This is a genomic window from Pelobium manganitolerans (genome assembly GCF_003609575.1).
Lineage (GTDB): Bacteria > Bacteroidota > Bacteroidia > Sphingobacteriales > Sphingobacteriaceae > Pseudopedobacter > Pseudopedobacter manganitolerans.
This window is the reverse complement of record NZ_MBTA01000012.1, coordinates 191,526-214,603: the sequence shown is the minus strand read 5'-3', so window position 1 is coordinate 214,603 and position 23,078 is coordinate 191,526. Positions and strand designations below refer to the sequence as shown.

Below are 23,078 nucleotides of genomic sequence, written 5' to 3'. Positions count from 1 at the left end.
CTAAGTTGATTTTAGGTACGACAGGTTTCTTTAAAAAAGGTTTAATCCCTTTTTGTATGATTTTTCAACTTATTGAAGATTTAATATTTCCGGACCCCGCACTGGCAGAGGAAGATGGTTTGTTGGCCGTGGGTGGCGATTTATCTGTGCCACGCTTGTTGCTGGCTTATGAGAACGGCATTTTCCCTTGGTTTACAGAAGAAGAGCCGATTATGTGGTACAGCCCGCCTCAGCGCTTTGTGCTTTACCCTACTGAGGTAAAAATCAGCAAAAGTATGCGCCAGGTTTTAAACTCCGAAAGGTTCACCCTCACCTACAACCAAGCATTTTCTGATGTAATTGCCGAATGCGCTATGGCAAAACGCAAAGGGCAAAACGGAACTTGGATTAATTTAGACATGATTTCGGCTTATAACGAACTGCACCGGCAAGGCTTTGCGCATTCTATAGAGATTTGGGAAAACGAAGAACTAGTGGGCGGATTGTATGGGGTTTTGCTAGGCGATGTTTTCTGTGGCGAATCCATGTTTTCTAAAAAAAGCAATGCTTCTAAAACAGCTTTAATCTGGCTTTGCCAAAATGTACAACTCAGTTTAATAGATTGCCAAGTTTACACCGAGCATTTAGAAAGCATGGGTGCGAGGTTAATTTCGAGACAGGCGTTTCTGGACCATCTGCGTAACAATCATTAAGAGAGAATAGGAGGCTGTTGTAAATATCAGTAGTTCAAAGAATGAAACGGAGCTTGCGGAGTTCTTGAATGCCTTTGAAAAACAATAAAATGTATGAAAAAAGCAAATCACAACGCGCTAGATACCCCATATTCCTATCTAAAAGTAAAACGTGACCAATATCATGCAGAAATAAAAATCATTTCCCGTAGTTTGCCGTATTAAAATATCAAGATGGATTTTATCAATTATCATAGCTATTTCGAAAACATTGTTAAAACGGATGCCACAGAACAGATAGCGCCTTATAACGATGTTTTATATTACGATTATACCAGGTTAAACTGGTCGCGGTTTAACCGATGGCTTAAAACCGGGAAATTAACAGACGAGATAATCGCCAGCGTTGCAAAAATTACTGAACCCCAAAACTGGCTGGTGATTACCGAGCCTTGGTGCGGGGATGCCGCGCATGTGGTGCCATTTATCGAGATGATTGCGCGCCTGAACCCAAACATCCACCTTAGCTATGAACTTCGCGATGCGGAACCGTTCAGCATTGACCGTTACCTCACAAACGGCTCCAAATCAATCCCCAAGCTGGTTATTAGGGATGCTACTGATAAAGATTTGGCAGTTTGGGGACCTAGGCCGGCAGATTGCCAAAAAGTTTATGATTCGCTTTTAGCAGAAAAAGCCAGTTTTGACACCATTAAGTTAGCGCTACAAAATTGGTACAATGTGAACAAAGGCCAAGCGATACAGGCAGAGCTAAATATCTTGATTGCTTCTGTGCTGGGCTAACTAATGGCCTAACAACCGGAAAAACGGGCATGATAATAAAAGCGTAGCTATTTGCAGAGCCAATGAGCTGCGTTTTGCAACAGCCGGATAAAGTTTGCATCGGTAAAGGTCTCATTGCCGTGCCCGAAACTCATCCCAAAAATTTTGGCCTTACCGTATTTATTGGTCCAAGCCACCGGATATTCGCGGCCGTCTTTTTCGCTTTTTGAAACTGCCAAAACTTCCGCCTTTGGCCCTATTTTTTCGATGACATACAACTCATCCTTAGGACTTAGCCAAGTATTTTGTACCCCTTTGGTGAGTTTACCTGAGGAAACCATGGTTACCGGGTATCTGCTTTGGTGATCGTGCCGTTTACTCGTCATACCGATGAGCTGGCGCCAATCGTCAATCTCGGCGCTTCTATAAGTGTGTAAAGCGCAGTGTAAAAAGATGGCATTAACACCTTTGGCGTGTGCGCTGGTTATCTTACGGATATAGGTGCTGTCTTTGGTGTCGGCAAAGCATTCGTTATGGATAACTAAATCGTAAGGCCTGGCCCAATTTTCATCCTCGTACAAATCAATCTTTGCGCTTGTTCCGTTTCCGCCTTCGTTTTTAACCGTCCATTCTGCATCAACAACCGCAGAAACCGCATCCATAATTGCTTTAGATTGAAAAGCATAATCATGGCAGCAACCGCCGGTAATTAAAAGTATTTTTTTGGGTTTTGAAGCCGCAAAACTAAAAAAACACATCAGCAATAGCGGACAAAGCAGTGCTGATTTAATGTTTGTGTTAAGCTTTAGCATGGTAAACGCAATTTACAATTTCTAAATATTTATTTGGCATGGCGCAAGAGCCGCACTTCAAAAACACCGCCCGCAATAGAACCCGGTTCGGCTTCGAATTTAACCTTTAAAATGCCTCCAGATTTGTTAATTATCGCAGCAGGAATTTGATAATCTTCATCAAAAAAACCGTCGCCTTTTGTCCCGTTTAGCGTAACTCGGGCTACCTGCGCACCGTTTACCAAAATCTTAAAATTTCGGTTTTGATCTTTTCCGTAATAAGTAATCCGCAATATCGCCGCTTCGTTCTCCGGGTTTTTTAGTTGATAGCTGAACCATTTTCTTGCATCGCGCCAGTGGCGGTCCTTAAAAACACCTATTTGGCTATCTTCACCGGCCACAAAATGGTCCGATTCGGGCTGTTGCTCGCCGGGGTAAACCAAATCAATGGTTTGTTGGTTTAGCGCTTGCTGCAGACTGTCGGAAAAGTTTTTGTCTGCGCTGACTGCTTTATCCGGATCATTCACCTTAAAATACACGATGTAGCGCGCATCGTGCAAACGGTAAAAAGGGATTAGGTTTGCCGTGCTGTCATTCCCAAATTTGCTCAGGCGGAAGTTTAAAGCGCCGGCATCTGTAGCTGTCACCAAATTGGGCAGTTCGCTTACCTTGGCATTAATATCCGGAATTTGGGATAAGGGATATTTTGGCCCTGCTGCGATGTGCCCACCCCGGCTATCATCGGCATACAAACCTTTCAAATCCGTTGTGGAAGTAGCGCTTGCTAAAACGATAGGTCCGTGCAAAATGGAGTAATAATTTTCGCCATCTGGCAACTGCTCAAAAGTAGTTTGCATGGGGAAATGAAGCTCCACACGGTCGCCTTTTTTCCAAACACGATCTATATTTATGTAAGAACCTCGGCTTTGGCCAACTTCAACTGGCTTTCCGTTTATTGTAACCTGCATTTGCCCTTCGGTTACCCAATTCGGATAGCGGACTTTAAGTACAAACCTGCTTTTCTTTTTAGGGTTTACAATGATGCTGCTTTTATCGCTCTCGGGAAAATTTGTGTTTTGCACGATGCTGATTTTTTTACTTTCCCAATTGAGTTGCGATGGAATAAACAGGTTCACGTATAAGCTATCGCCGGAATGGGCATAAATAAATTCGCCATATTTAGCATGGTTTTCCAAGCCTGAACCTACACAGCACCAAAAACTGGTTTGTGGTTGCGAGTAAACGCGGTAATGCCCTGGACGCATAGGGGTAAAATACACAAAACCGGGGTGCGCCGGATTAACGCTGGACAAGATATGGTTGTACAGTGCACGCTCGTAATAATCAACATATTTTTGATCCGCACGGCTTAAAAACAAGTCTTTAGAAAGCTTCAGCATGTTGTAGGTGTTGCAGGTTTCGGGACCCTGCTCGCTTTCTATCATCGGGTGAAAGTCATTGATGGGATGGAAATGCTCGCGTACGCTGTTGCCTCCAATGGAAACCGACCGCTTGTTCACCACCTCATCCCAAAAAAACTCCGCTGCGCTTTCTAGACTTTTATCGCCGGTTAAGCTGGCTATCTTTTGGTATCCGATAACTTTTGGAATTTGTGTGTTGGCGTGCATTCCTGTAAGCTTATCCTGGTGTGCGCTCAGCATATCCAGCAAAGATTTTTGCGAAAAACGCTGTGCCAAGTTGAGGTATTTTTTATCTGCAGTAATTTCGTAAACATCGGCAAATACCTCGTTTAAGCCCCCATGCTCGCTTACCAGCATCTGTTGCACCTGTTCGTCGCTCAGCTTGGCGGTAATGCTTAGCATCCAATCAGACAGCTTCACCAGCATCAACTTTGCTTGGGCGCTGCCACCCAGTAAATAGGCATCCCTGAGGCCCGCGTATATCTTATGGATATTGTATAAAGGCACCCATTTTTTATTCAAGCTAAAAAGAGACGCATCAATTTTGCCACGGGCAATATCCTGCCACATGGCTTTACCGCCCGGAACGCCACACAAGTAACCGTTTCCGCTGGCATCCTGAGCCCGCTTTAACTCGCCCAAAAAATAATCGAGTTTTTGTTTCACGCGTGCGTCGGCCGTACTGGCATACATCAGCGAAAGCGCAGAAAGATAATGCCCGCCGATATGCCCGTCTAAACCCGTGTTCTCCCAATTTCCGTAGTTTTCTGCCTTAGGCTGTAAGCCCGCTTCTTTCAGGTAAGGCGCCAACAGCCGGTCGGGATTAAGCTGCAATAGGTAATCCATATCGGCCTGCATAGCCTGGGTAAAAACGCTGGGCAGTAGCTGAACGTCTTCTAACGCAAATAACGCGGGTTTTTGCTGTGCCTGTGCAAATACAGAAAACAATAGAAACGCAACGGCGAGAGTTTTTCGGGAAAAATTCATTTTTACAATCGGTTATCAGCTTAAGCGGATGAGCTTTTTTAGTTAAGCTTAAAGCTAAAAAATAATTGTCAGTTTAACATTAAAAAAAATGACACAAAAAAAATCTGCCCTTGCGGGTGGGCAAGGGCAGATTTTTCATGAACGCCTTTAAGGTTATTGCTTTATAAAGCGGACAGTCTCTTTTTGATTAGTATTGAAAATGGTTAAGGTGTACACTCCGGGTGTTAAGTGGTTTATATTTAACGATGAGCGTCCGCTATTATTCGCATTTTGACGCATTACCACTTTACCATCCATGGCCGAGATAATGATTGAACCCTTCGAAATACCTGAATGTTGTACTGATATTTCTGCGGTTGCCGGATTTGGGAAAACAGTCAGTTGGGCTGTGCCAGGTAAAAACTTCAAAACCACAATCTTACTGTATGAAAACGTACCGTCCATATCTACCATTTTTAGCCGGTAATAGGCTAAGTCACCAAAAGTACTGTAGTCGGTATAATTGTAATTGTTAATGGTTTTGTTTTGTGCAGGCACGGTAGTAATAGGCAAAAACTCGGAGTCAGATGACATTCTCTTTTCTACGACAAATGCACGCACTGCTTCTTCGTTTAAGCTCTCCCATTTCAAAGCCACCCCGTTTGTGGCAACCGCTCCATCGAACCGAACAAGTTTCAAAGGTAAAACCGAAGGGCCGTTAATATCTAAATAGTAATTTGCGAAGCCCGGAGCGGAAGTGGACAAATCTGTTGGTACTGTGAAAGAGGAGCCCGCGGTAGAAAATGTAAGCGTTTCGCCAGCTGCATCGGCAACCGCATAATTGCTCATTTTACCGCTACCGCTACCACTGTAAGAACTGTATAGTGTATTTGCAGGGAGGTTCGCATTTGTTAGGCTGGCTCCTAGCGGAAAATTATATGTAGAAACTCCCGGAGTTAAACTCAAGCTTGAGGTGCTATTTATCCCTCCCCCTATATTGTTACCTCCCTTTGTTAAATCACTTGTACTAGTCGTATTATAGGTGCCATAAGTACTGAAATTACCTGTACCGGTAAGTTTATTTGCACCAAAATTTATCTTGCCTACAAGGTGTACATTAGTGGTCGATATGTTACTACCTAAATCTACGACAGCTTTGTCGGCAATAATTACATCGCCAAAAACAATGTTGCCTTGGCCTGCTCCACCAATAGTTTGTCCGCTATTTTGATTGGCCATAATTATATTGCCGAAATTGATACTGTTTGCAGTTGTATTTGAAATGTTGCCAGTTACCAGAATAGTACCTGTACTTGCTGTAACTTCTGCTGTTGTACCACTTATCAGTAAATTTTCGACACGGCCAAGGCTCATGTTATCTGGGGCGCCAGCACTAATCTCTAGATTTGGATAAAATGCCTTGTCTCCAACATACATATATGGCCGGGTTGAAGAGAAGCCTCCGCCATGAATATAATTACTGCCCGATAGGAACGATACCGCAGGAGTAAAAACCAATGGCGCAGTAGCATATATAGAGGACCCAAATGGTGTATAATTTCCTCCAGCCCCCATTTTAAATGTACTTCCTGCCTCAAAAACTATCCCGGCAGCACCTTGGAATCCGGGAGTTTGGTTATTAATTCCGGTACCGTTTTCAATAATGAAATCTGTGCCTGAGTAAGTACCTAATGTTGCACCTAAGTTAAAATTGCTTTTAGAAGATGTACTTGTATTTATATAACATAAAGATCCATTCTTAAATCTAAGACCTGCGGTAGCATTCAAATCGTTTCTGGTAGTACATATCAATTTACAGCCTCCGCCTCTGCTTGCAAAATTAACTGTGCCATTTACAGTTCCGCCTTTTGTACTTACCACGTAAGAGATAAAACCGCCTGCGCTAGAATTATAAGCTAACTGTAATGTAGAGCCCGCTTCAATTTGCAAGTCATCGGTATACAAAGTTTTTACCTTGTAAAATGCGGTTGCGTTTTCAAACGTAGCTCCCAATTCTTTTGATATAGTCATGTTGGTAGCATCTTTTACAGCCAAAACAACCCCGTAAGGTATCTCATTAGCCCACGAGCCTCTAGTGGTTAATACATCACCAGCTTTAAGACCGGTAAAATCTGCTCCGCTACCCACTACCTTATAGGTACTACCGCCGTAAGCCGTTGAAATTAAGGTACCATTTGATGCGGCAGGCCATGCATCAACTGCTTTGATAATCATGGTTACGCCTCCTTTTAGATGTAAAGAGCCGATGCTTTGCTCGGGCATGTTTATCAAAGAAATAGTTTTATTGGTAAAGCTGGTAGCATCAAAAATTAACATGTCATTGGTGGCCGGTGCAGTTCTGCCCGTTCCGCTACCGTCCATCGCAGTATTCCAATTAGAGGACACACTCCAATCTTGGTCACCACTGGCATCCGTTACCCAATAATAAGTAGTTTGGGCATAAAGTGGCAATATTGCGCACAGCAGAGCCACTAAACCAAGTAATTGTTTTTTCATAATTGTTTAATTAAGTGTTAAAATTGGTTAGTAAACTATATTTATTGCGTTTTAAATTGATATATAGCCGTTGTGCTGGTATTTGATTTTTGGTCTTTCGTAATCACTTTCCAATAATAGGTTTGCCCACTGGCCAAAACCACTTCTAAGCTTGTGGCATTGTGGTTCTCCTTAATCGGCGCCAAAGCATTTCTGTTATTTCCTAAATAAATATCGTAACCGCTAATATCGCCATCTACATCTTCGCCTACCCAGGTTAAGGTTACTTTACCGCCCGAAGCGCTTACTGTTTGGTCCATGCTTGGTGAAAGTTGTCCGGCAGCAAAAGGAGCGTAAGAAACCTGACCTTCGCCTGCGGTGTAAAATTTCCAGGTATCGCTTTGTGGTGTTTCGGAACTGGTATTTGATTTTGAGATTACGTACCATGCGTACGGTGTTTGCCTATCCAGTTCTAAGATCAACTTGTTTTCTGTAGTGGCTTTACGTGTGACGGCTTTAGAGAATAAATTAGTTAATACCAATTCGTAACTATCGGTGTTGTTAGCCGCCTGCCAATTAAAGGTGACAGAGGTTGTTGTAGAAGATACCACCTGGCCACTAAAACAAACGCTGTTGCTAGCCGGTGTAACTAGTGCTGCAGACGTAGGCTTTTTATCTTCAACAATCTGTTTTTTTGTTTTTTTACAGGCAGTTAAAGTGGTTATGGCAATTATTATATAAAATATTCTTCTCATTTCTTGTTGTTTATCGTTTTAAAACAATGCTTTCAGTTATAACAAAGGCTTGGTTAAGCTTAAACAAGCCTTTTATTTGGCGTTTATTGCTTAACTATTTTAACATTTGTATTAATTTCTGCACTGCTCAGCTGTAAGTTGTATAGGCCTGCAGGCAAAGCCTCCACGTTAATTGTAGCAACTCCGGCATTAAAATCTTGCTTGCTCTCAAAAACTGTCCGACCGCTGATGTCAAATAATTTAATGGATGCTACACCAACTTTGTGGGCACTCACATCTATGGTTAACCTATCTTTTACCGGGTTTGGGCTCACTTTAATCGTTTCTGAGACAAAAACAGTTTGTTCAAAAATGCCTTGGCAATCCTTATCAGTGGTTACAGATAGTTTATTGTTTCCATCTGCCAAATTTAAGGTCAACGTGCTGTCGGCAGTTTCAAGAACTTTCCCATTTAAAACCACCTGATATTTTGCGCCTCCGGCCATAGATAAAGCTAAAGTTTTCGATTTCTTATCTACCATTGCAAATACGGACAAGGGTTTGGGTTCATTGATGGTCAACTGATATTGCTGTTCAAATTTATCCTGCCCTGGAATGGTAATTATAAGTGTATAGTTTCCTGCAACCAAATTTTCTATCACCAAAGGCGACGCATTGGAAAAGCTGTAATTTTTAGTAGCTAATGATGCTTGATATGTAAAATTGGCTTTTGCGCTAATAGTTATTTTACCGTTGTTGCTGATATTACAGGTTTCGTCTGTAGTAAAGACAGTGAAGTTCTTATCCGGCAAAACAATAGGCGCACCACCTTCTACACTTAACACTCCTGTGCTTGCAGAAAACACCCACTTTAACCCTGCGCCTGGGCTCTCTGGTTGTATCGAATCAAAGTCTCCGGAAAAAGAATTAGCCTCGAAAATTTTAAAAGAATCACCGTCTGCGAACGTATTGTTGGCAGCGTTAGCAACTTTTAATATACCACCGTAAGCCAAATTTCCTAGAACCTTCAATTTATCGTTTTTAAATCCCGGCTTATTAATCTCTACTTCGGTTATCGCTCCTGTGGCAAGTGTTACAGATGAGCTGTCTGTGAGCGTGCCGATACCGTCGCTACCTAGCTCTAAAATTCCACCGTCAGCAATAGTTAAAGCTCCTTTGATTGTACCGGTACCGCCAATGCGGGCACCATTTGCTACGTTTACCGCCCCAGAACCGATTGCCCGCGCCTTACCCGTAGCCCCGTTAACTAGTAACCTACCGGCATTCACCTGTACAGCTCCCGTGAAAGTGTTGCTTCCGTTTACCGTCCACGTTCCGGTACCCACCTTGGTTACAGAACCTGTTCCGCTGATGCTACCAGAGAAAACCGCATCGGTGTTTTTGGCACCAACGGTATATGAAGCGCCGTACACTGCGCCACCGACATCGCCAGATAATGCTCCAATTGCTATATTTGAGGCTGCGCCCGATATGGTGTAAATATTCCCGCTCTTTAAGTTTATCTCGCTATTACCGTATCCGTACTTATTACCAATTCTAAAATCAGACCCGGACAGATTCAAAGTTCCTTTAAACGCTGACCAATCGCCTGCAAAATCTGTACGAACATAAGGCAGTTGTATACTCAAAGTGCCTGCTCCGGTTAAAGTGCCAGACATAGTACTTCTGCCATCTGCTGACAGTGACGCGCTTTTTCCTTCAGGTACAATTATATTCCACTTAATCTGAGCGTAATCCCTTATGTCTTCTAAATTCAAAGCACCGCCTTCTAATGTGACGGTTCCCCCACCTAAACCCATCTCATTTCCTTCTTTCCTTCGAAGGTTTACTTGTCCGCTTTTGATGAGGGTAGTGCCGGTGAACGATTTTTTACCAAGAATATATAGTCCTCCTTCACCCTCTTTGATCAGCTGTCCGTTGCCTTTTATATCACCTGTGGTAATATTTAAATACTGATTAGCAGGTATTATAATCTTGTTTGTTCCACTTAAACTGAAGCCCCTGTTTGTTACGCTACGCTGGTTTACGGTAATAGAAGCATTATTGAATCTGATATTAGAGGCATCAATGCTTGCTGAGCCCAATGATGAAGGCTTGCCTGCCATACCCATGGTTTCTAACTTCAGCTCGGCGCCGTCAACAATGGTTGCGCCGGTATAGGTGTTCTGGCTTAATCCAAGATTCAGCTTAACATTGTTGCCTATTAACAAACCGCCCTCGCCTGCAATTGCGCCATCACCTTGGATTTGATATTCCCCACTCTGGAAGTTTAAGCCGGAGGTCAGCGCGGCTTTGTTAAGCGTTAACTGTTTAGTAGTGGCGTCTCCATTAAATACCACAGAATCTTTACCTACAAATGCGGTATTAGCATTTGATAATTTGAAGTTTTCGGTTTCAAAATCCCATGCACCATTTACAGATCCTACCCAGTTTACCGTAGCAGGAGCTCTTTGAGGCGCTATTACCAGTTTTAAAAGCTTACCATCTAAAACCAACTTCGCCGGTGAGGCGTCTAAACCTTTAAGCACGAAATTTGAAAGATCTGCGGTGATATTCCCAGCAACCTGCACCAAAGTATAGCTCCCGGCAATGGGCTGGCTGTTTTCGAATTTTACAATGATATTGTTAGAACCTAAAGCTTTTAAATTGCCCGAAATTTTCAAAGAATCATTTATTCCAGCTTTAGTTGGTGCAATATCAAACTCAAGATTGTTACCTCCCTGAAGCTCTACATCGCCAATAATGGACAAAGTACCTGGAAGCGAGCCATTACCCGGCCTGATTCCGGCATCTTCAACGTTTTGCCCTTTTTGTAGTAGCAACCCACCTTTTAAAGTCCCTACACCCGCTACATTGCCTCTAGTTTTTAGCCAAACCTTGCTTTGCAACATGCCATTAACAGTAAACGTTCCTTCTTCAACCACAGAGTTACCAGTATAATCGTGGTTGCCATTCAGGGTTAAGTTACCTCGCAACATTTTAACCAGCTCCATATCGCCGATTAATTTACCCGAGCCTCCAAACGTATAATCTTTTCCTTCTGGGTTAACCACCCAAACTTTAGAAGGTGCATAATCAGAAGATATATTTATTTCAGAGGCGCTGTTTCCCCTTATGTCAAACATCACCACATCGCCATTGGTGTAGCTATCACTTTGGTTGGTATCGTTAATCCAGGTGTTACCCGTTGGCGTCCAGCTGTTGCTTGTTTTCCCGTCCCAATATTTGTCTGCTTTTTGGATAGCCGGCAAAGGTGGTTGCTCCATGTTGTGCCCCAAGTAATAATCAACCATGTAAGACTGATTATAACCTTTAGCTGTCATGTCGTTACGGTACTGCGGATTGTGTGGCAGGGTATAAAGTCTATAGTCTGACGGATGCGGGGTTGTATAAATCCTTAGGCTCTTATTGTCCGAACTGGCAAAAATCATTTCCTCACGCCAATCGCCAATAATATCACCATAATAAGCTGGAACAGACCTAGGAGCAAGTAACACGCCCGAAACTGTATAAAGACGTTCTTCCGCTTCAGTTTTATGATTCCATTTAGACAATCTTTGGCCGTCAAGGTTTTCACTTAACAAGTCTCCATCCCACCAAATGCGCAGATTGGGATAAGAACCAGGGATAGCATTTGAAACCTTAGCTCCTGACACGTTATATAAACCGTCCACGAAAGTGTGAAATTCATAGCCATCATAACGAGGATCCAGATCACCTGCATAGCCCCGGCCTAAATCTCTGTTTGCAGGATCATACTGAGCTAGCAGAACTTCGCCCGTTCTGGCATCAATGTAATGCCACATCATACCTGATTTACTATAACCTTGCTGGATTCCGTAGAGTTCTTTTCCTGGCCTATGTGGATCCATATCAGAAATAAAAAACCTATCACCATGATAGATATCCTGTAATGAAAGATCAAAAAATTGCTTTCCATCATCATCTATAGCGTAACCAAATGGTACTATCTCATCTTTTCCATCCTCATCTAAATCTGCACAACGTATCTGATGTCCAGATTTTTGTGCGCCCGTATCCGGCATATAATATTGCCACTTTTGCTCAAGTGTATTATTTTTCCAGTCCCAAGCGGTAGTAAGCTCGTTAAAACTTCCGTCGGCTTTTCTGTTTTTTGCCTCCCATACTACACTGGGGTTAATACCATCTAGGTATGCTATCCCCAAATGGCTTGTCATTGGGCCGCGTGATATGTATGGGTTGTTAAATAAGCTACTGCTGATTTCGGTACCTGTTAACCCATTAATTACCGTCATGTATTGCACATCATTATTTGGATTTACGATTTTCTTGCCGTCTGCAAAGGTTACACCATTTGATGTCCTCAGGATTACTTCAGCCTTACCGTCATTATTGATATCGTAAACCGTAATATTATCTGCGTGGCCAATATTTATTGCTGACGAACCCGGCAAAATATTGTCGCGATTTAAGCTGTTAGGACCAAGGTTTATCTGCCATAAAAACGTACCGTCACGCTTGTACGCCTCAACAAGTTGCGGCCCAAAGCCATCTACCGTAGGTTGTTTGTCTAACACAAAATCGTATTCGCCATCGCCGTCTAAATCGCCGACGTTTACATGTAATACGTAATAACCCGGAGTTTCTATAATTGGCACCGAATAGTATGGTTGTACTGGCGTGTTTGCCAGTAAGGTATAAGATAAACTTGCCGTACCTTCAACACCGTTGCGAACTGTCCTTATAAAGTAGCTGTTGGAAACCGTAGTTTTTAAGGTGTTATCTACGAAATTTGTTCCGGCGGTTAAGGGTTGCGGATTTAATTTTTGTGCGGCAGCGCCGTTTTCTGAGCGATAAAGGTTAAATGCGATGTCTTGTGGCTCGGTACCGAGCAGGCGCCAGCTTACTAAGGCCTGATTGTTTGCGGTACGGCTTGCTACAACACCTCGCCCTAAATTTTCCATCCTTCGCTGTGCATAAGTTGCGGATAAAGAAGTGAGAGCTAACAAAAGTAATAGCAGGCAGTTTTTGACCATAATGTTGATAATTGGTTTTTGGGAATAGCAAAACTACCTGTTCTAAAAAGAGTTGACACGTAAAATCAACCCAAAAACCCATTAAATTTGGTTCAAAAAACGAGACGAATAACTCTCAATAATGCCGTCGTATCTTTAACCTTGAATTAGACGTTCTTAGTTCTTTACTAAACGACTTTCTGAAACGAGGATTGTACCTCCATGCAATAGGATTTTTAGCTCCTTAATGTTTACTGCTTTCATTATGTGTTTCTGGTATTGTCCCTAAAATACCAAGCTTTAAAAATAAAAAAAGCATATGTACATAACCTATAACGTAAAAACTATTTTGTACCTAAATTAATTTGTTTTGATTTTAAGCCTTCCACATTAACCTTTAGCTTCACTTTTCCGGTACCCTGTTTAGATCTTAGTATAGCCTGTGCAAAACCATTATGCAACTGTCTTTTGTTGATATTAAACAATTCATTACTGTAATGATCGCCATTATCAACAGCTAATAAAGTTGCTGCTCCTTCTATTTTAAAAGTAACCTCTCCAGTTGTTGTTGGCACTTTAAGTCCTTTTGCATCTACCGCATAAACCTTTACATATTGCAGATCCATACCATCAGCTTTCCAATCGCCATTGTTTTCAACTTCCAGTTGCAAAGCCACAGCTTTTCCGGTAGTTTCTATGACTTGACGGGCAACTTCCTTTCCTTTATTACGAGCCACAGCTTCTATTTTTCCGGCTTCGTAAGGCACGGCTTTCCAGGCGATAATATTTTTTGATTTTACATCGGTTGGATTTTTTTGGATTCCAATACTTTTTCCGTTGACCAACAATTCTACCTCCTCTGCATTGGTATAAGTAAATATATTGTAGGCTTTTCCTGGTTCACGATTCCAGTGTGCCGAAGTCACTTTTTTACCAACGGCAATATCGTTCCAAATTTCCTGTTCGCCCTGATTTTCTTCTAAAACTGCTATTTGTACCAAAGGTGTCTCAGAAAAAACACTTTTAATTAAATAAGCTTCGGGTAAAGGATTCAATGTGTGATCAAAGAAAGAATAATTCCATCCTTTTTTAGGCCAGCCATTGGATTCTCCCCAATATTCTATTGCTCCCCAATACGCTAAACCAACCATCTTATCATAATTCATATCAAAATAAGGCTTTAACAAATCATTCGTAGTGGCTTCGCTTTGAAATACAATCATGTTCGGTTTGTGTTTTAAATACTGATTGTAATTATGACTCTGATAATTAAAACTGGTAATTTCTGTCGCAGAAGCCAGTTCTGGTGGTACAATGTTTTCTACATCGTCAAAACCTTTATCACGTCTCTTTAGTGCATTGGCTCTTGATGGATATAAACCTACAGTTGATTTACGGGTTGGGTCATAACGTTTGGCTAAAATGTCTAAAATTTTATAAGAAGTAACTCCCCAATCACTCGTAGGGAAACCAGCTAAATCTTCACGCATCTGGAATTCGTTACCATAACTCCAAAGAATTACAGAAGGGTGGTTACGGTCGCGTTTAATCCATTCGGTAATGTGTTTGTACCATGAATCGGTCCATGGATAACGACCAATCCAATAATCTTTATTGCTCCATTTATCATATAATTCGTCAACAATCAAAATTCCTTTTTCATCGGCTAAATCATAAAAAGCTTCCGAATAAGGATTATGGGCTGCACGAATACAGTTGAAACCAAACTGTTTCATAACATCAAACTGACGCGCCATAGCGGTTTCAAAAGCTGCTGCTCCCAAGGCTCCTAAATCGTGGTGTGTATTATTTCCTTTCAGAAAAACTTTTTTACCATTTAATTTAAAACCAAACTCAGGTGAAAATTCCAAAGTTCTAATTCCAAAACGATCGCTTACTTTATCGACTATTTTGCCGTTTAAAACCAAACTCACTTCAGCTCTGTATAAATTTGGGTTTTCACAAGACCATAATTCCGGCTTACTGATATTAATTAACGGCAATTGATTTTCCTGAGTTTGCTTACGGGTTCTTTTGAAAGCCAGCATTTCAGAGCCACCTACTTTTTCACCATTTGGTGCAAAAATTTCGGTTTTTATAGTCAAATCTTCCTCGGTATGAAAACCCTGTATTTCTACCTGTACGGCTACTTTAGCATTTTGAGCTGTAATCTCGGGAGTACTAATGAACAATCCGTGACGGGCTACGCTAATTTTATTACGAACTACTAAATGCACATCGCGATACAAACCAGCGCCGGTGTACCAACGCGAACCTGAAGTATTGCAATCGGCTCGAACTGCCACTACATTATTGTCTTCATAGTTTAAAAGTTCGCTAATGTCTGATTCAAAACCCAGATAACCATAATCGGCTTCACCAACTTTTTTACCATTTACCCAGACATCACCATGAATGGCTATTCCGTCAAAATCCAATAGTACCTGTTTTCCTTTCCAGTCGGCCTGTGCCTTAAATGTTTTGCGGTACCAGCCAACAGTATTGAGCTTAAATCCACGACCGGCTTTGGCATTTTTGTCCCAAGGCATATTAATTTGCATGTCATGCGGTATATTCAACGATTGCCAATTGGCATCATTATAATTGGCTTTGGCAAATTCTTCATTGTCTTCCTGAATAAATTTCCAGTCAAAATTGAACAGTTTGCTTTCTCTTGGTTGCTGGGCAAAAAGTAAACTCATGCCTAAAAAATAAAAGGATAAGATTTTTTTGACCATTCTATTTTTGGTTTATTTTTAATTTAAAATTATATTCCCCGGAGTCCAACTCTACAATTGTTTTATCTAATTTTTGCGAAATTGATTTTATACTATTTTCTGCTTTAGGAAAACCTTTCATAGCCACAGGAACTATAAATTTTGCCTTAGTATTTGCCGGAATATTGATATGATACGTTACTTTTTCTCCATCAACTTTCCAATGACTTTTAATCATTCCATTGACAGATGCATATTGCGCTTTTACCTCAGTAATACGTTCCTGCCCCTCGGGTAAATTTTTTCTTAAATCCAGTTGTGGTTCGATGATAATTTTTCTAAAACCGGCATCTTCACTTCTTATTCCTGCCATATAAGCATACATCCATTCTACCACGGCGCCATAAGCATAGTGATTAAAGGAATTCATGCTGGCATCACCAAAACCATCCTTTAAAGTATAAGAATTCCAACGTTCCCAAATGGTGGTAGCGCCTTGGTCAATACTGTACAACCAGGAAGGGTTATCACGTTGTAAAACCAAATTATAAGCCATATCACTCTCGCCTATTTCACTCAAAGTCTGATTTAAAATAGCTGTTCCTAAAAAACCGGTAGACAATTTATTTCCATTATTTCTCATTAATTCAATTAAATGATTTATTGCTGTTTTAGTTGCTTCTTCAGAATTAAACAATTTGAGTTTTAAGGCATACAAATAAGCCGTTTGTGTGTTCTGACTTAATATTCCTTTATACTATTCTTTGTTAATCAATCACTTTCAAACAAACAACCCCATGTTTAGGAATCGTAAAATTGCCATTTTGATTCAATTTCCCTAAATCTTTATGAGCCCATAAATCTCTTAGAACTACATTTTTGTTTAGCCCTATTTCATTTGCCTCCAAAGTATAGTTGATTTCTTTTCCGGTTGGATTATACAATACAATAGCCTGTCCTTTTAAGTCTTTACCTAACTTTTTCTCCCAAATTTCTAAACCGCTTTTTTCATCCACTTTCAAGCGTCTTCCCTGATAAAAACCTTCATCCTGATTTAAAGCAATCACTTCTTTGTTGGTAAGAATTTCAATAGTTTGTTTCGACATCTTTGTCAAATCATTTCCTGCTAATAATGGCGAATTCATAAAACACCACATCGTAAAATGGGTTTTATCTTCATCGTAACTCATTCCCCTGCCCACTTGCAACATATCCAAATCATTGTAATGTCCGGGCGAACTGTATTTATAAGTATCAGCGGCTAAATCAATAATCTTTTTGATAGAACCAAAATTTTCTCGAATGTCACCGGAAATCCGCCAGGAATCGGCTATTTTTTCAACCCATTTTCCAGGATATTCCCAACGACAAACGTTGATACGGGCTTCGGGTTTTACCGCTCTAATTCCATTTATGATTGAAGTATATTCAGTTTGCTCATTTAAATTGAGCCATTTTCCGCCGCACCAGTCTATTTTTATGAAGTCAAAATTCCAATCAACAAAAAAAGTTGCGGCATCTTCTTTAATATGCTTATACATTCCCACACCAAATCCGTGTGGATCTTTATCATATTTAGAACCACAGGTATTGGCTCCTGCATCTGAATAAATTCCAGGAGTCAAACCTTTAGAACGAATATAATCAGACAACATTCGCATTCCTGAGGGGAATTTTACAGGATGACAATAGAGCTTGCCGGTGATGGAATCCCTTCCTCCGAAAAATCCATCGTCAATATTGATAAACTGATAACCGGCTGCAGCCATTCCCGAAGAAACCATAGCATCAGCCTGTCCTTTTATGATGCTTTCATCGATATTAATATGATAGTGATTCCAACTACTCCATCCCATAATAGGTGGTTTGATAGTTTGAGCCTGTACATTAAGCAATCCTATAAAAAGAGTCAAAGAAAATACTGCTAATTTTCTTAGATACATCATACAATACATTTTAAAAATAAATTATTGGTTCAATTTCAAAATCAGTTTAACCGATTCCGATTCTTTAGATTGTGCGCTAAGCACTATGTTGTTTTAATCATCTCTCAAAGTAGCTTGCAAAAATACCCGATAAGCTATGTCTTTTATCAATTTCATTTTGTTATAAATACTTATCCAAATCTTTCATGGCTATTACTTGATAGTCATGCGATTTAATATATTGCAGAAGTTCTTCTAAAAACTCGGGATCAGTAGTATAATCAGGATGTGCAATATCCGGAACACCGTGAATGGTAAAAATTAGTGCCTCACCGTCTTTTAGGTTTTTTAAAGCGTTTAGGCTACGGATTTTTAGTTTCTCTGTAGATGCCATCGTAAAGCTAGGTAGCACATAAGTAGGCTCGGCCAGATTTAGATATTGGCTATTCCCTGCCCTAATGTATTTATAACCCATTTCTTTAAGTACCACCTGAGAAAGGGAATCGGAACGATTACCCGGGTAAGCGAAAGAAATAGGTTTTGGGATGCCATTTTCCTTACATTTTTGTTCGATATAGGACACTTCCGCAATCATCCCTGCTCTATCCAATTTTGTCATATTCTTGTGATGCCCGGTATGGTTCCCGATTTCAAAACCCATCTTATATAAACTGGCAATCTGCTTCCAATTCATATACAAAACTGAATCTGCCGGCGTTTTCCAAGGCATCTCGCAAACCATAAACGTAGCCGGAAAGCCAAATTTTTTAAGTATTGGCGCTACAATTTGATAATGACTCACTTCGGCATCATCAAAAGTGAGTACGACTAAAGGCGGGCCAACTTTTGTTTGTGCGCTGGTTTTCAACCAACAACAAACTGTTACTGATAGTAGGAATAATAGTTTTTTCATAAGAATTGTTATCTCTGTATTTTCTGGAGCTGGTTCATGGCAATGGCATATCGCTTACCCAGTTCACGGGCTGATGGTGTATCGAAATGTAACCTATCTCCTTTATCCGTTAAGCCGACGGCAGAAACAACCGCAGTTTGGTTTACTTTATTTGGCAACTGATTAATTACGGGATTGATAAAATCACGTTTATTGAAATATCCGATTTCACCGGCGATAAAAGGTATTTTTGGCATTTCTAAATCCTCTCTCAAATGTTGAATCAATTGCTCAATACTTGCCATATATCGTGAAGACTTCAACGAATCATTGTCTGATTCACCTTGATGCCATAATATCCCCTTCAATACACCTTGCGACATTGCCAGCTTGGTTCTAGTTATGGCATCATCATAAGGGCGTGCTTTAAAATATTTTGCACCCGGCCTCCATACTTTAATTGGAGAACCTCCCCAAGCACAGGGGATCAAACCAATTTTTATATTTGAATTATTTGCTAACATTTCCTTTGCAAAAGCAATTCCAGGTCCAACGCCAACTAACTTTAAATTATCAAAATGCATGGGGTCTGTCGCCGGCACCCATTGGCCCAATGAATCCAGCATTAAAATCCGAGGATTTACTTCTTTGCTTTCGGCATCAACCACACCTCTTCCAGCCATATTAGACTGGCCAATCAAAAGATAAAGATGTAAATTTTTATCACCGCCGGATAATTGCGCGAAAACCGAATTTGCCGAAACTAGAAAAAAAAAGATTATACAGTAAACAGATTTACACATGATATTTTGTAACTATTGTAGAAGAAAACCAACACAAAATACGCTGGCAAAACCTAAAGAATCATAATATTTAAACCAAAACAACATGAAATTTGGTTCAAATAGGAACGTGTAAATGGTTTCATTTTAGCTTTGCTTGGCAAATTCTGAAGGAGACAGTCCAAACTCGGCTTTAAAACACTTCCTGAAATAGTCCGCGTCGGAAAAACCCACCATGTATGCCACTTCGTTAACATTAAATTTATTTTCCACCAGCAAAATTTTTGCTTTTTTCAAACGCATCTCTTTAATTACCTCGGCTATGCTTAAACCGGTAAAAGATTTAATTTTTCGGTACAATTGGGACCGGCTGATGCCTATATTTTTGCAAATTTCATCTACGTAGAGGTCGGTATTGTCTAAATTAGCATCGATAAATTCCATCACTTTAGCAATCAGTTTATCATCTGCTGATTGAGGTAGGCTTGCGTCAACCTTTAGTTCTATTTTTTTACGGTAGGTATTTTTAAGTTTTTCTCTCGAGAGAAGCAGATTTCTCACTTTAGCCTCTAACACACTCAATTCAAAAGGTTTGGTAAGATAATCATCTGCGCCCATTTCTAATCCCAGTAACAAATCTGCCTTTAGCGATTTAGCGGTTAACAATATAAGCGGGATATGCGCTGTTTTTTGGTCTGATTTGAGCGCCGCGCAAAAGTCTGTACCGTCCATTTCCGGCATCATCACATCAGAAATCACCAAATCCGGAATATCTTTCTTTGCTGCCTCAAGCCCTTCTAAACCGTTCTCGGCAGATAGTACTCTGTAAAAAGATTTAAAATGCTCGCAGAGGTACTGGCGCAATTCGGGGTTATCTTCAACAATCAAAACAATGGGCAACCGGCCGTTTATAAATATTTTAGCGTCAACCAGAGGGTTCGGTAAATTTTGAACCTCTAGATCCTCTAAAACCTCTGGTTCAAACACATCCGATAACGGTTCCTCCTCTTTTAAAGCACTAGCATCACGCTGTGTTTGGGGCAACAACACGGTAAATATGGTATTGCCGTACGTTCCTTCTATACTTTTGCTTTGCACCCAAATACGCCCCCCTAAAGCTTCAACCAGCGTTTTGCAATAGGCCAAACCTATTCCGGTGCCACCACTTGCTTGATCCCCGGCCTGATAAAACGGCTCAAAAACATGTTCAAGCTTTGCAGCTGGTATAATTGCACCTGTATTTTTTACCTCTATTTTAAAATCCCCGTCGGCAGAAATTATGTTTACGCTTATCTCTCCGTTTTTATCGGTAAACTTAACAGCATTAGATAAGAGGTTGTTGAATATTTTCTCGAGCTTGTCATCATCAAAGAGGCAATTAATTGTTTCGGTTGCAGTAAAAGTTAGGCAGATATTCTTCTCTTCTACCAATGTTTTAAATGCGTTTGTCCGATTTTTTAAGAAATCTGTAACACAGCCGAATTTTAAATTTACAGATGCGTGTCCAGAATTTAATCTCTCAAAATCCAACAGCTGGTTTACCAGTTTTAACAAACTTGTAGCATTGGTTTTGATAAGCTCCATTTGCGACAACAGTTCTGTATGACTGGCATAACGGCGGAAAACATTTTCAATTGGTGCTAAAATCAGCGAAAGCGGTGTTTTTATTTCATGAGATATATTGGTGAAGAAACGTTGCTTGTTTAAGTTTAACTCGTTCTCTTTCTCGTGCATCAACTGCTCGTAACGTAATTCGGTTTGCAAGCGGTTATACTTGGTACTGTAAAAATGATACAAAGCAAATATTGCAATTGCCACAGCTGTATAAACAACATAAGCCCAAATACTTAGGTAAAATGGTGGATTTACCACGATTTGCAAAACGGCTGGCTTAGTGTTCCATATACCGTCGTTATTTGCCGAAATAACTTTAAATACATAGGTACCAGGATTTAGGTTCGAGTAGCTAGCGATGCGTCGATCTGCATCAGCGCTAATCCAATCTTTATCAAATCCTTCTAACATATATTTGTATTTGTTCGCCTGTGGATTGCTGAAATGTAAACCTGCAAACTCTATTGCAAAACTTTTATCGGCAGCAGTAAGCTCAATTTTTTTGCTGAGGTAAAGGGGCTTTTTTAAAATTATTCGGTCGTCAAACTTTTCGTGTACATTAATTTGGTGATTAAGGATCCGTAAATCAACCAAAACAGTTTGGGGAAGGGAAGAGTCTGCCACAATTAGTTTAGGATTAAAAGCATTGTAGCCATTGTTGCCCCCAAAGTATATTAATGGCTTCAGCTTACTTTTATAGGCGGCACCGTCAGAAAATTCATTGCCTTGTAAACCGTCTTGCTTGGTAAAATTGTGTATGGCCACGTTGTTCAACCTTATGCGCGATATCCCTTTTTTATGGCTCACCCACAAAAAGCCCTGATCATCTTCTAATATGCCGGCAATGGTTTTATCTGCCAAACCATTTTCGCCCGAGATAGATTTGATTGTTTTTGCGGATGGGTCATAACAGTCTAAACCGTTGCCGGTGCCAATCCATATTTTCCCTGTGCTGTCTTCGTAAATAGAGTTTATCCGGTTTTCGCTAATGCTATTTTTATTTTTGCTTTCATGGATAAAATGCCTTAACAGCTTTAATTTGCCATGATTGTATGTCAGCAAGCTGGCTCCACCTCCTTCTGTACCAACCCACAAGCGTTGTTGCTTATCAAACAAAACTACTCTTACGCGTATGCTATTTAAAACATTGCTTGCACCAATTAGTTCAAGCTGTTTGGTAACTTTATCATAAGCGTAAACACCTTGCCAGGTGGCAAAAATAATTTTACCGTCTGGCGCCTGTGCCATGCCAAATACAGATGTGTTTATTTGCTGAAGAGCGGTAAATGCATTTGTTTTTTCGTTAAAAAACGCGACTCCGGTTTTAGTCCCCACCCATATCGTGCCTTTGTTGTCACAAAATATCCGACGTATTTGGTTATCTGGCAAACCGTTAGCAAAAGTATAATTACGTACCTCGTCTGCATAAATTACCGAGATACCTTTATCTCGTGTGCCAATCCAAACTTTACCGCCCTGATCTTCGCAAATAGCGCGGATATTATTATCCACGATAGAATTTGGCTTAGAAGGCTCTCTGTAAATATAATTGAAAGATTTAGCGCGCAGATTGGCTTTTTCAATACCGTTACTAAAAGTACCTAACCATAATATATCGGTATTATCTAAATACATGTCCGTCACGTAATCATCTGCCAAAGCCAAAGGATCAGTTTGGTTGCTCTTGTAATTTTTGGTAACGCCAGTGAGTAAATCGGTCTGTAATAGTTCGTTTGTACGTGTATTAAAATGCCACTTTGTATTTTGCCACTGGTAATTTATAGTTTCGTAATGCTTACGCCTACTTATCTTGCTAGATATACTTAGCGGAGCGTCTTCTAACGTAATACGATCAAAATTATCTTGTTCATAATTGTAGCGGCATAAATGTTTTGAATCAAAGGTTAAAATCCAAATATTGCCTTTTTCATCCTTCAACAAATTGTCAATCCGGTTGCTGCTGATGGATTTTGGATTATCCGAATCTTGCTTATAAACCCTAAAATTGTATCCGTCGTAGCGGCACAGCCCCCCCCAGGTGCCAAACCACATAAATCCGTATCTGTCTTTGACAATTCCATGCACGGTATTTTGAGGCAAACCATCGTCAGATGTAATGTGTTCAAATTTAAGTTTGGGTTGCTGTGCAAAAGCCACGCTAAACCACAACCATGGAACTAAGAAAAAAAGTAATGGACACTTCAAAGTCACACTTTATTTAAGTTTTGTGTGCTGAATTTACAGAATTAAAGAAACATAACATTAAAA

The 23,078-nt window shown here is 40.5% G+C and carries 13 protein-coding genes; 2 read left to right on the top strand and 11 right to left on the bottom strand.

Going from position 1 to position 23,078, the window contains the following annotated elements:
• The first annotated feature begins 56 nt into the window (after window positions 1-56).
• Together aat and BCY91_RS07475 are read left to right on the top strand one after the other, a co-directional pair.
• Entirely contained in the window at window positions 57-692 is a 636-nt protein-coding gene (gene aat, locus BCY91_RS07480; protein WP_120181500.1) for a leucyl/phenylalanyl-tRNA--protein transferase, read from the top strand.
• A 213-nt stretch (window positions 693-905) separates the two neighbouring features.
• On the top strand, window positions 906-1,475 hold the full coding sequence (locus tag BCY91_RS07475; RefSeq protein ID WP_120181334.1) for a thioredoxin family protein: 570 nt from the start codon (window positions 906-908) through the stop codon (window positions 1,473-1,475).
• A 47-nt stretch (window positions 1,476-1,522) separates the two neighbouring features.
• Here BCY91_RS07475 and BCY91_RS07470 read toward each other — a convergent pair whose 3' ends face one another.
• The 11 genes from BCY91_RS07470 to BCY91_RS07420 form a co-directional block, all read right to left on the bottom strand.
• Window positions 1,523-2,266 (bottom strand): ThuA domain-containing protein, encoded by a 744-nt coding sequence (locus tag BCY91_RS07470; protein ID WP_220699452.1) that lies wholly within the window; start codon window positions 2,264-2,266, stop codon window positions 1,523-1,525.
• A gap of 29 nt (window positions 2,267-2,295) precedes the next feature.
• Window positions 2,296-4,653, bottom strand: a complete 2,358-nt coding sequence (locus BCY91_RS07465) for a glycoside hydrolase family 127 protein (RefSeq protein ID WP_120181333.1) — start codon at window positions 4,651-4,653, stop codon at window positions 2,296-2,298.
• Window positions 4,654-4,806: 153 nt separating this feature from the next.
• Window positions 4,807-7,149 (bottom strand): T9SS type A sorting domain-containing protein, encoded by a 2,343-nt coding sequence (locus BCY91_RS07460; protein ID WP_120181332.1) that lies wholly within the window; start codon window positions 7,147-7,149, stop codon window positions 4,807-4,809.
• A 41-nt stretch (window positions 7,150-7,190) separates the two neighbouring features.
• The gene (locus BCY91_RS07455) at window positions 7,191-7,883 is read right to left on the bottom strand and encodes a hypothetical protein (RefSeq protein ID WP_120181331.1); all 693 of its coding nucleotides are present in this window, start codon (window positions 7,881-7,883) and stop codon (window positions 7,191-7,193) included.
• Between the two features lie 83 nt (window positions 7,884-7,966).
• The gene (locus BCY91_RS07450) at window positions 7,967-12,829 is read right to left on the bottom strand and encodes a rhamnogalacturonan lyase family protein (protein WP_182995330.1); all 4,863 of its coding nucleotides are present in this window, start codon (window positions 12,827-12,829) and stop codon (window positions 7,967-7,969) included.
• Between the two features lie 395 nt (window positions 12,830-13,224).
• The gene (locus BCY91_RS07445) at window positions 13,225-15,582 is read right to left on the bottom strand and encodes a glycoside hydrolase family 2 TIM barrel-domain containing protein (protein WP_220699451.1); all 2,358 of its coding nucleotides are present in this window, start codon (window positions 15,580-15,582) and stop codon (window positions 13,225-13,227) included.
• Between the two features lie 37 nt (window positions 15,583-15,619).
• The gene (locus tag BCY91_RS07440; protein WP_120181328.1) at window positions 15,620-16,345 is read right to left on the bottom strand and encodes an alpha-L-rhamnosidase-related protein; all 726 of its coding nucleotides are present in this window, start codon (window positions 16,343-16,345) and stop codon (window positions 15,620-15,622) included.
• Window positions 16,346-16,364: 19 nt separating this feature from the next.
• Window positions 16,365-17,543, bottom strand: a complete 1,179-nt coding sequence (locus BCY91_RS07435) for a glycoside hydrolase family 27 protein (protein WP_120181498.1) — start codon at window positions 17,541-17,543, stop codon at window positions 16,365-16,367.
• A gap of 160 nt (window positions 17,544-17,703) precedes the next feature.
• Window positions 17,704-18,435 (bottom strand): polysaccharide deacetylase family protein, encoded by a 732-nt coding sequence (locus BCY91_RS07430; protein WP_120181327.1) that lies wholly within the window; start codon window positions 18,433-18,435, stop codon window positions 17,704-17,706.
• An 8-nt stretch (window positions 18,436-18,443) separates the two neighbouring features.
• A complete protein-coding gene (locus BCY91_RS07425; RefSeq protein WP_120181326.1) occupies window positions 18,444-19,217 on the bottom strand; it encodes a sialate O-acetylesterase in 774 nt (257 codons plus the stop codon).
• A gap of 126 nt (window positions 19,218-19,343) precedes the next feature.
• Window positions 19,344-23,015 carry a hybrid sensor histidine kinase/response regulator transcription factor gene (locus tag BCY91_RS07420; RefSeq protein ID WP_182995329.1) on the bottom strand — a complete coding sequence of 1,224 codons (3,672 nt, stop codon included), beginning with the start codon at window positions 23,013-23,015 and terminating at the stop codon, window positions 19,344-19,346.
• Between the last annotated feature and the right edge of the window lie 63 nt (window positions 23,016-23,078).

Bases quoted from the DNA above. Each gene is read 5' to 3' on its own strand.
- aat (WP_120181500.1), top strand. From the start codon at position 57: ATGATTTTTCAACTTATTGAAGATTTAATATTTCCGGACCCCGCACTG.
- BCY91_RS07475 (WP_120181334.1), top strand. From the start codon at position 906: ATGGATTTTATCAATTATCATAGCTATTTCGAAAACATTGTTAAAACG.
- BCY91_RS07470 (WP_220699452.1), bottom strand. From the start codon at position 2,266: ATGCTAAAGCTTAACACAAACATTAAATCAGCACTGCTTTGTCCGCTA.
- BCY91_RS07465 (WP_120181333.1), bottom strand. From the start codon at position 4,653: ATGAATTTTTCCCGAAAAACTCTCGCCGTTGCGTTTCTATTGTTTTCT.
- BCY91_RS07460 (WP_120181332.1), bottom strand. From the start codon at position 7,149: ATGAAAAAACAATTACTTGGTTTAGTGGCTCTGCTGTGCGCAATATTG.
- BCY91_RS07455 (WP_120181331.1), bottom strand. From the start codon at position 7,883: ATGAGAAGAATATTTTATATAATAATTGCCATAACCACTTTAACTGCC.
- BCY91_RS07450 (WP_182995330.1), bottom strand. From the start codon at position 12,829: ATGGAAAATTTAGGGCGAGGTGTTGTAGCAAGCCGTACCGCAAACAAT.
- BCY91_RS07445 (WP_220699451.1), bottom strand. From the start codon at position 15,582: ATGAGTTTACTTTTTGCCCAGCAACCAAGAGAAAGCAAACTGTTCAAT.
- BCY91_RS07435 (WP_120181498.1), bottom strand. From the start codon at position 17,543: ATGATGTATCTAAGAAAATTAGCAGTATTTTCTTTGACTCTTTTTATA.
- BCY91_RS07430 (WP_120181327.1), bottom strand. From the start codon at position 18,435: ATGAAAAAACTATTATTCCTACTATCAGTAACAGTTTGTTGTTGGTTG.
- BCY91_RS07425 (WP_120181326.1), bottom strand. From the start codon at position 19,217: ATGTGTAAATCTGTTTACTGTATAATCTTTTTTTTTCTAGTTTCGGCA.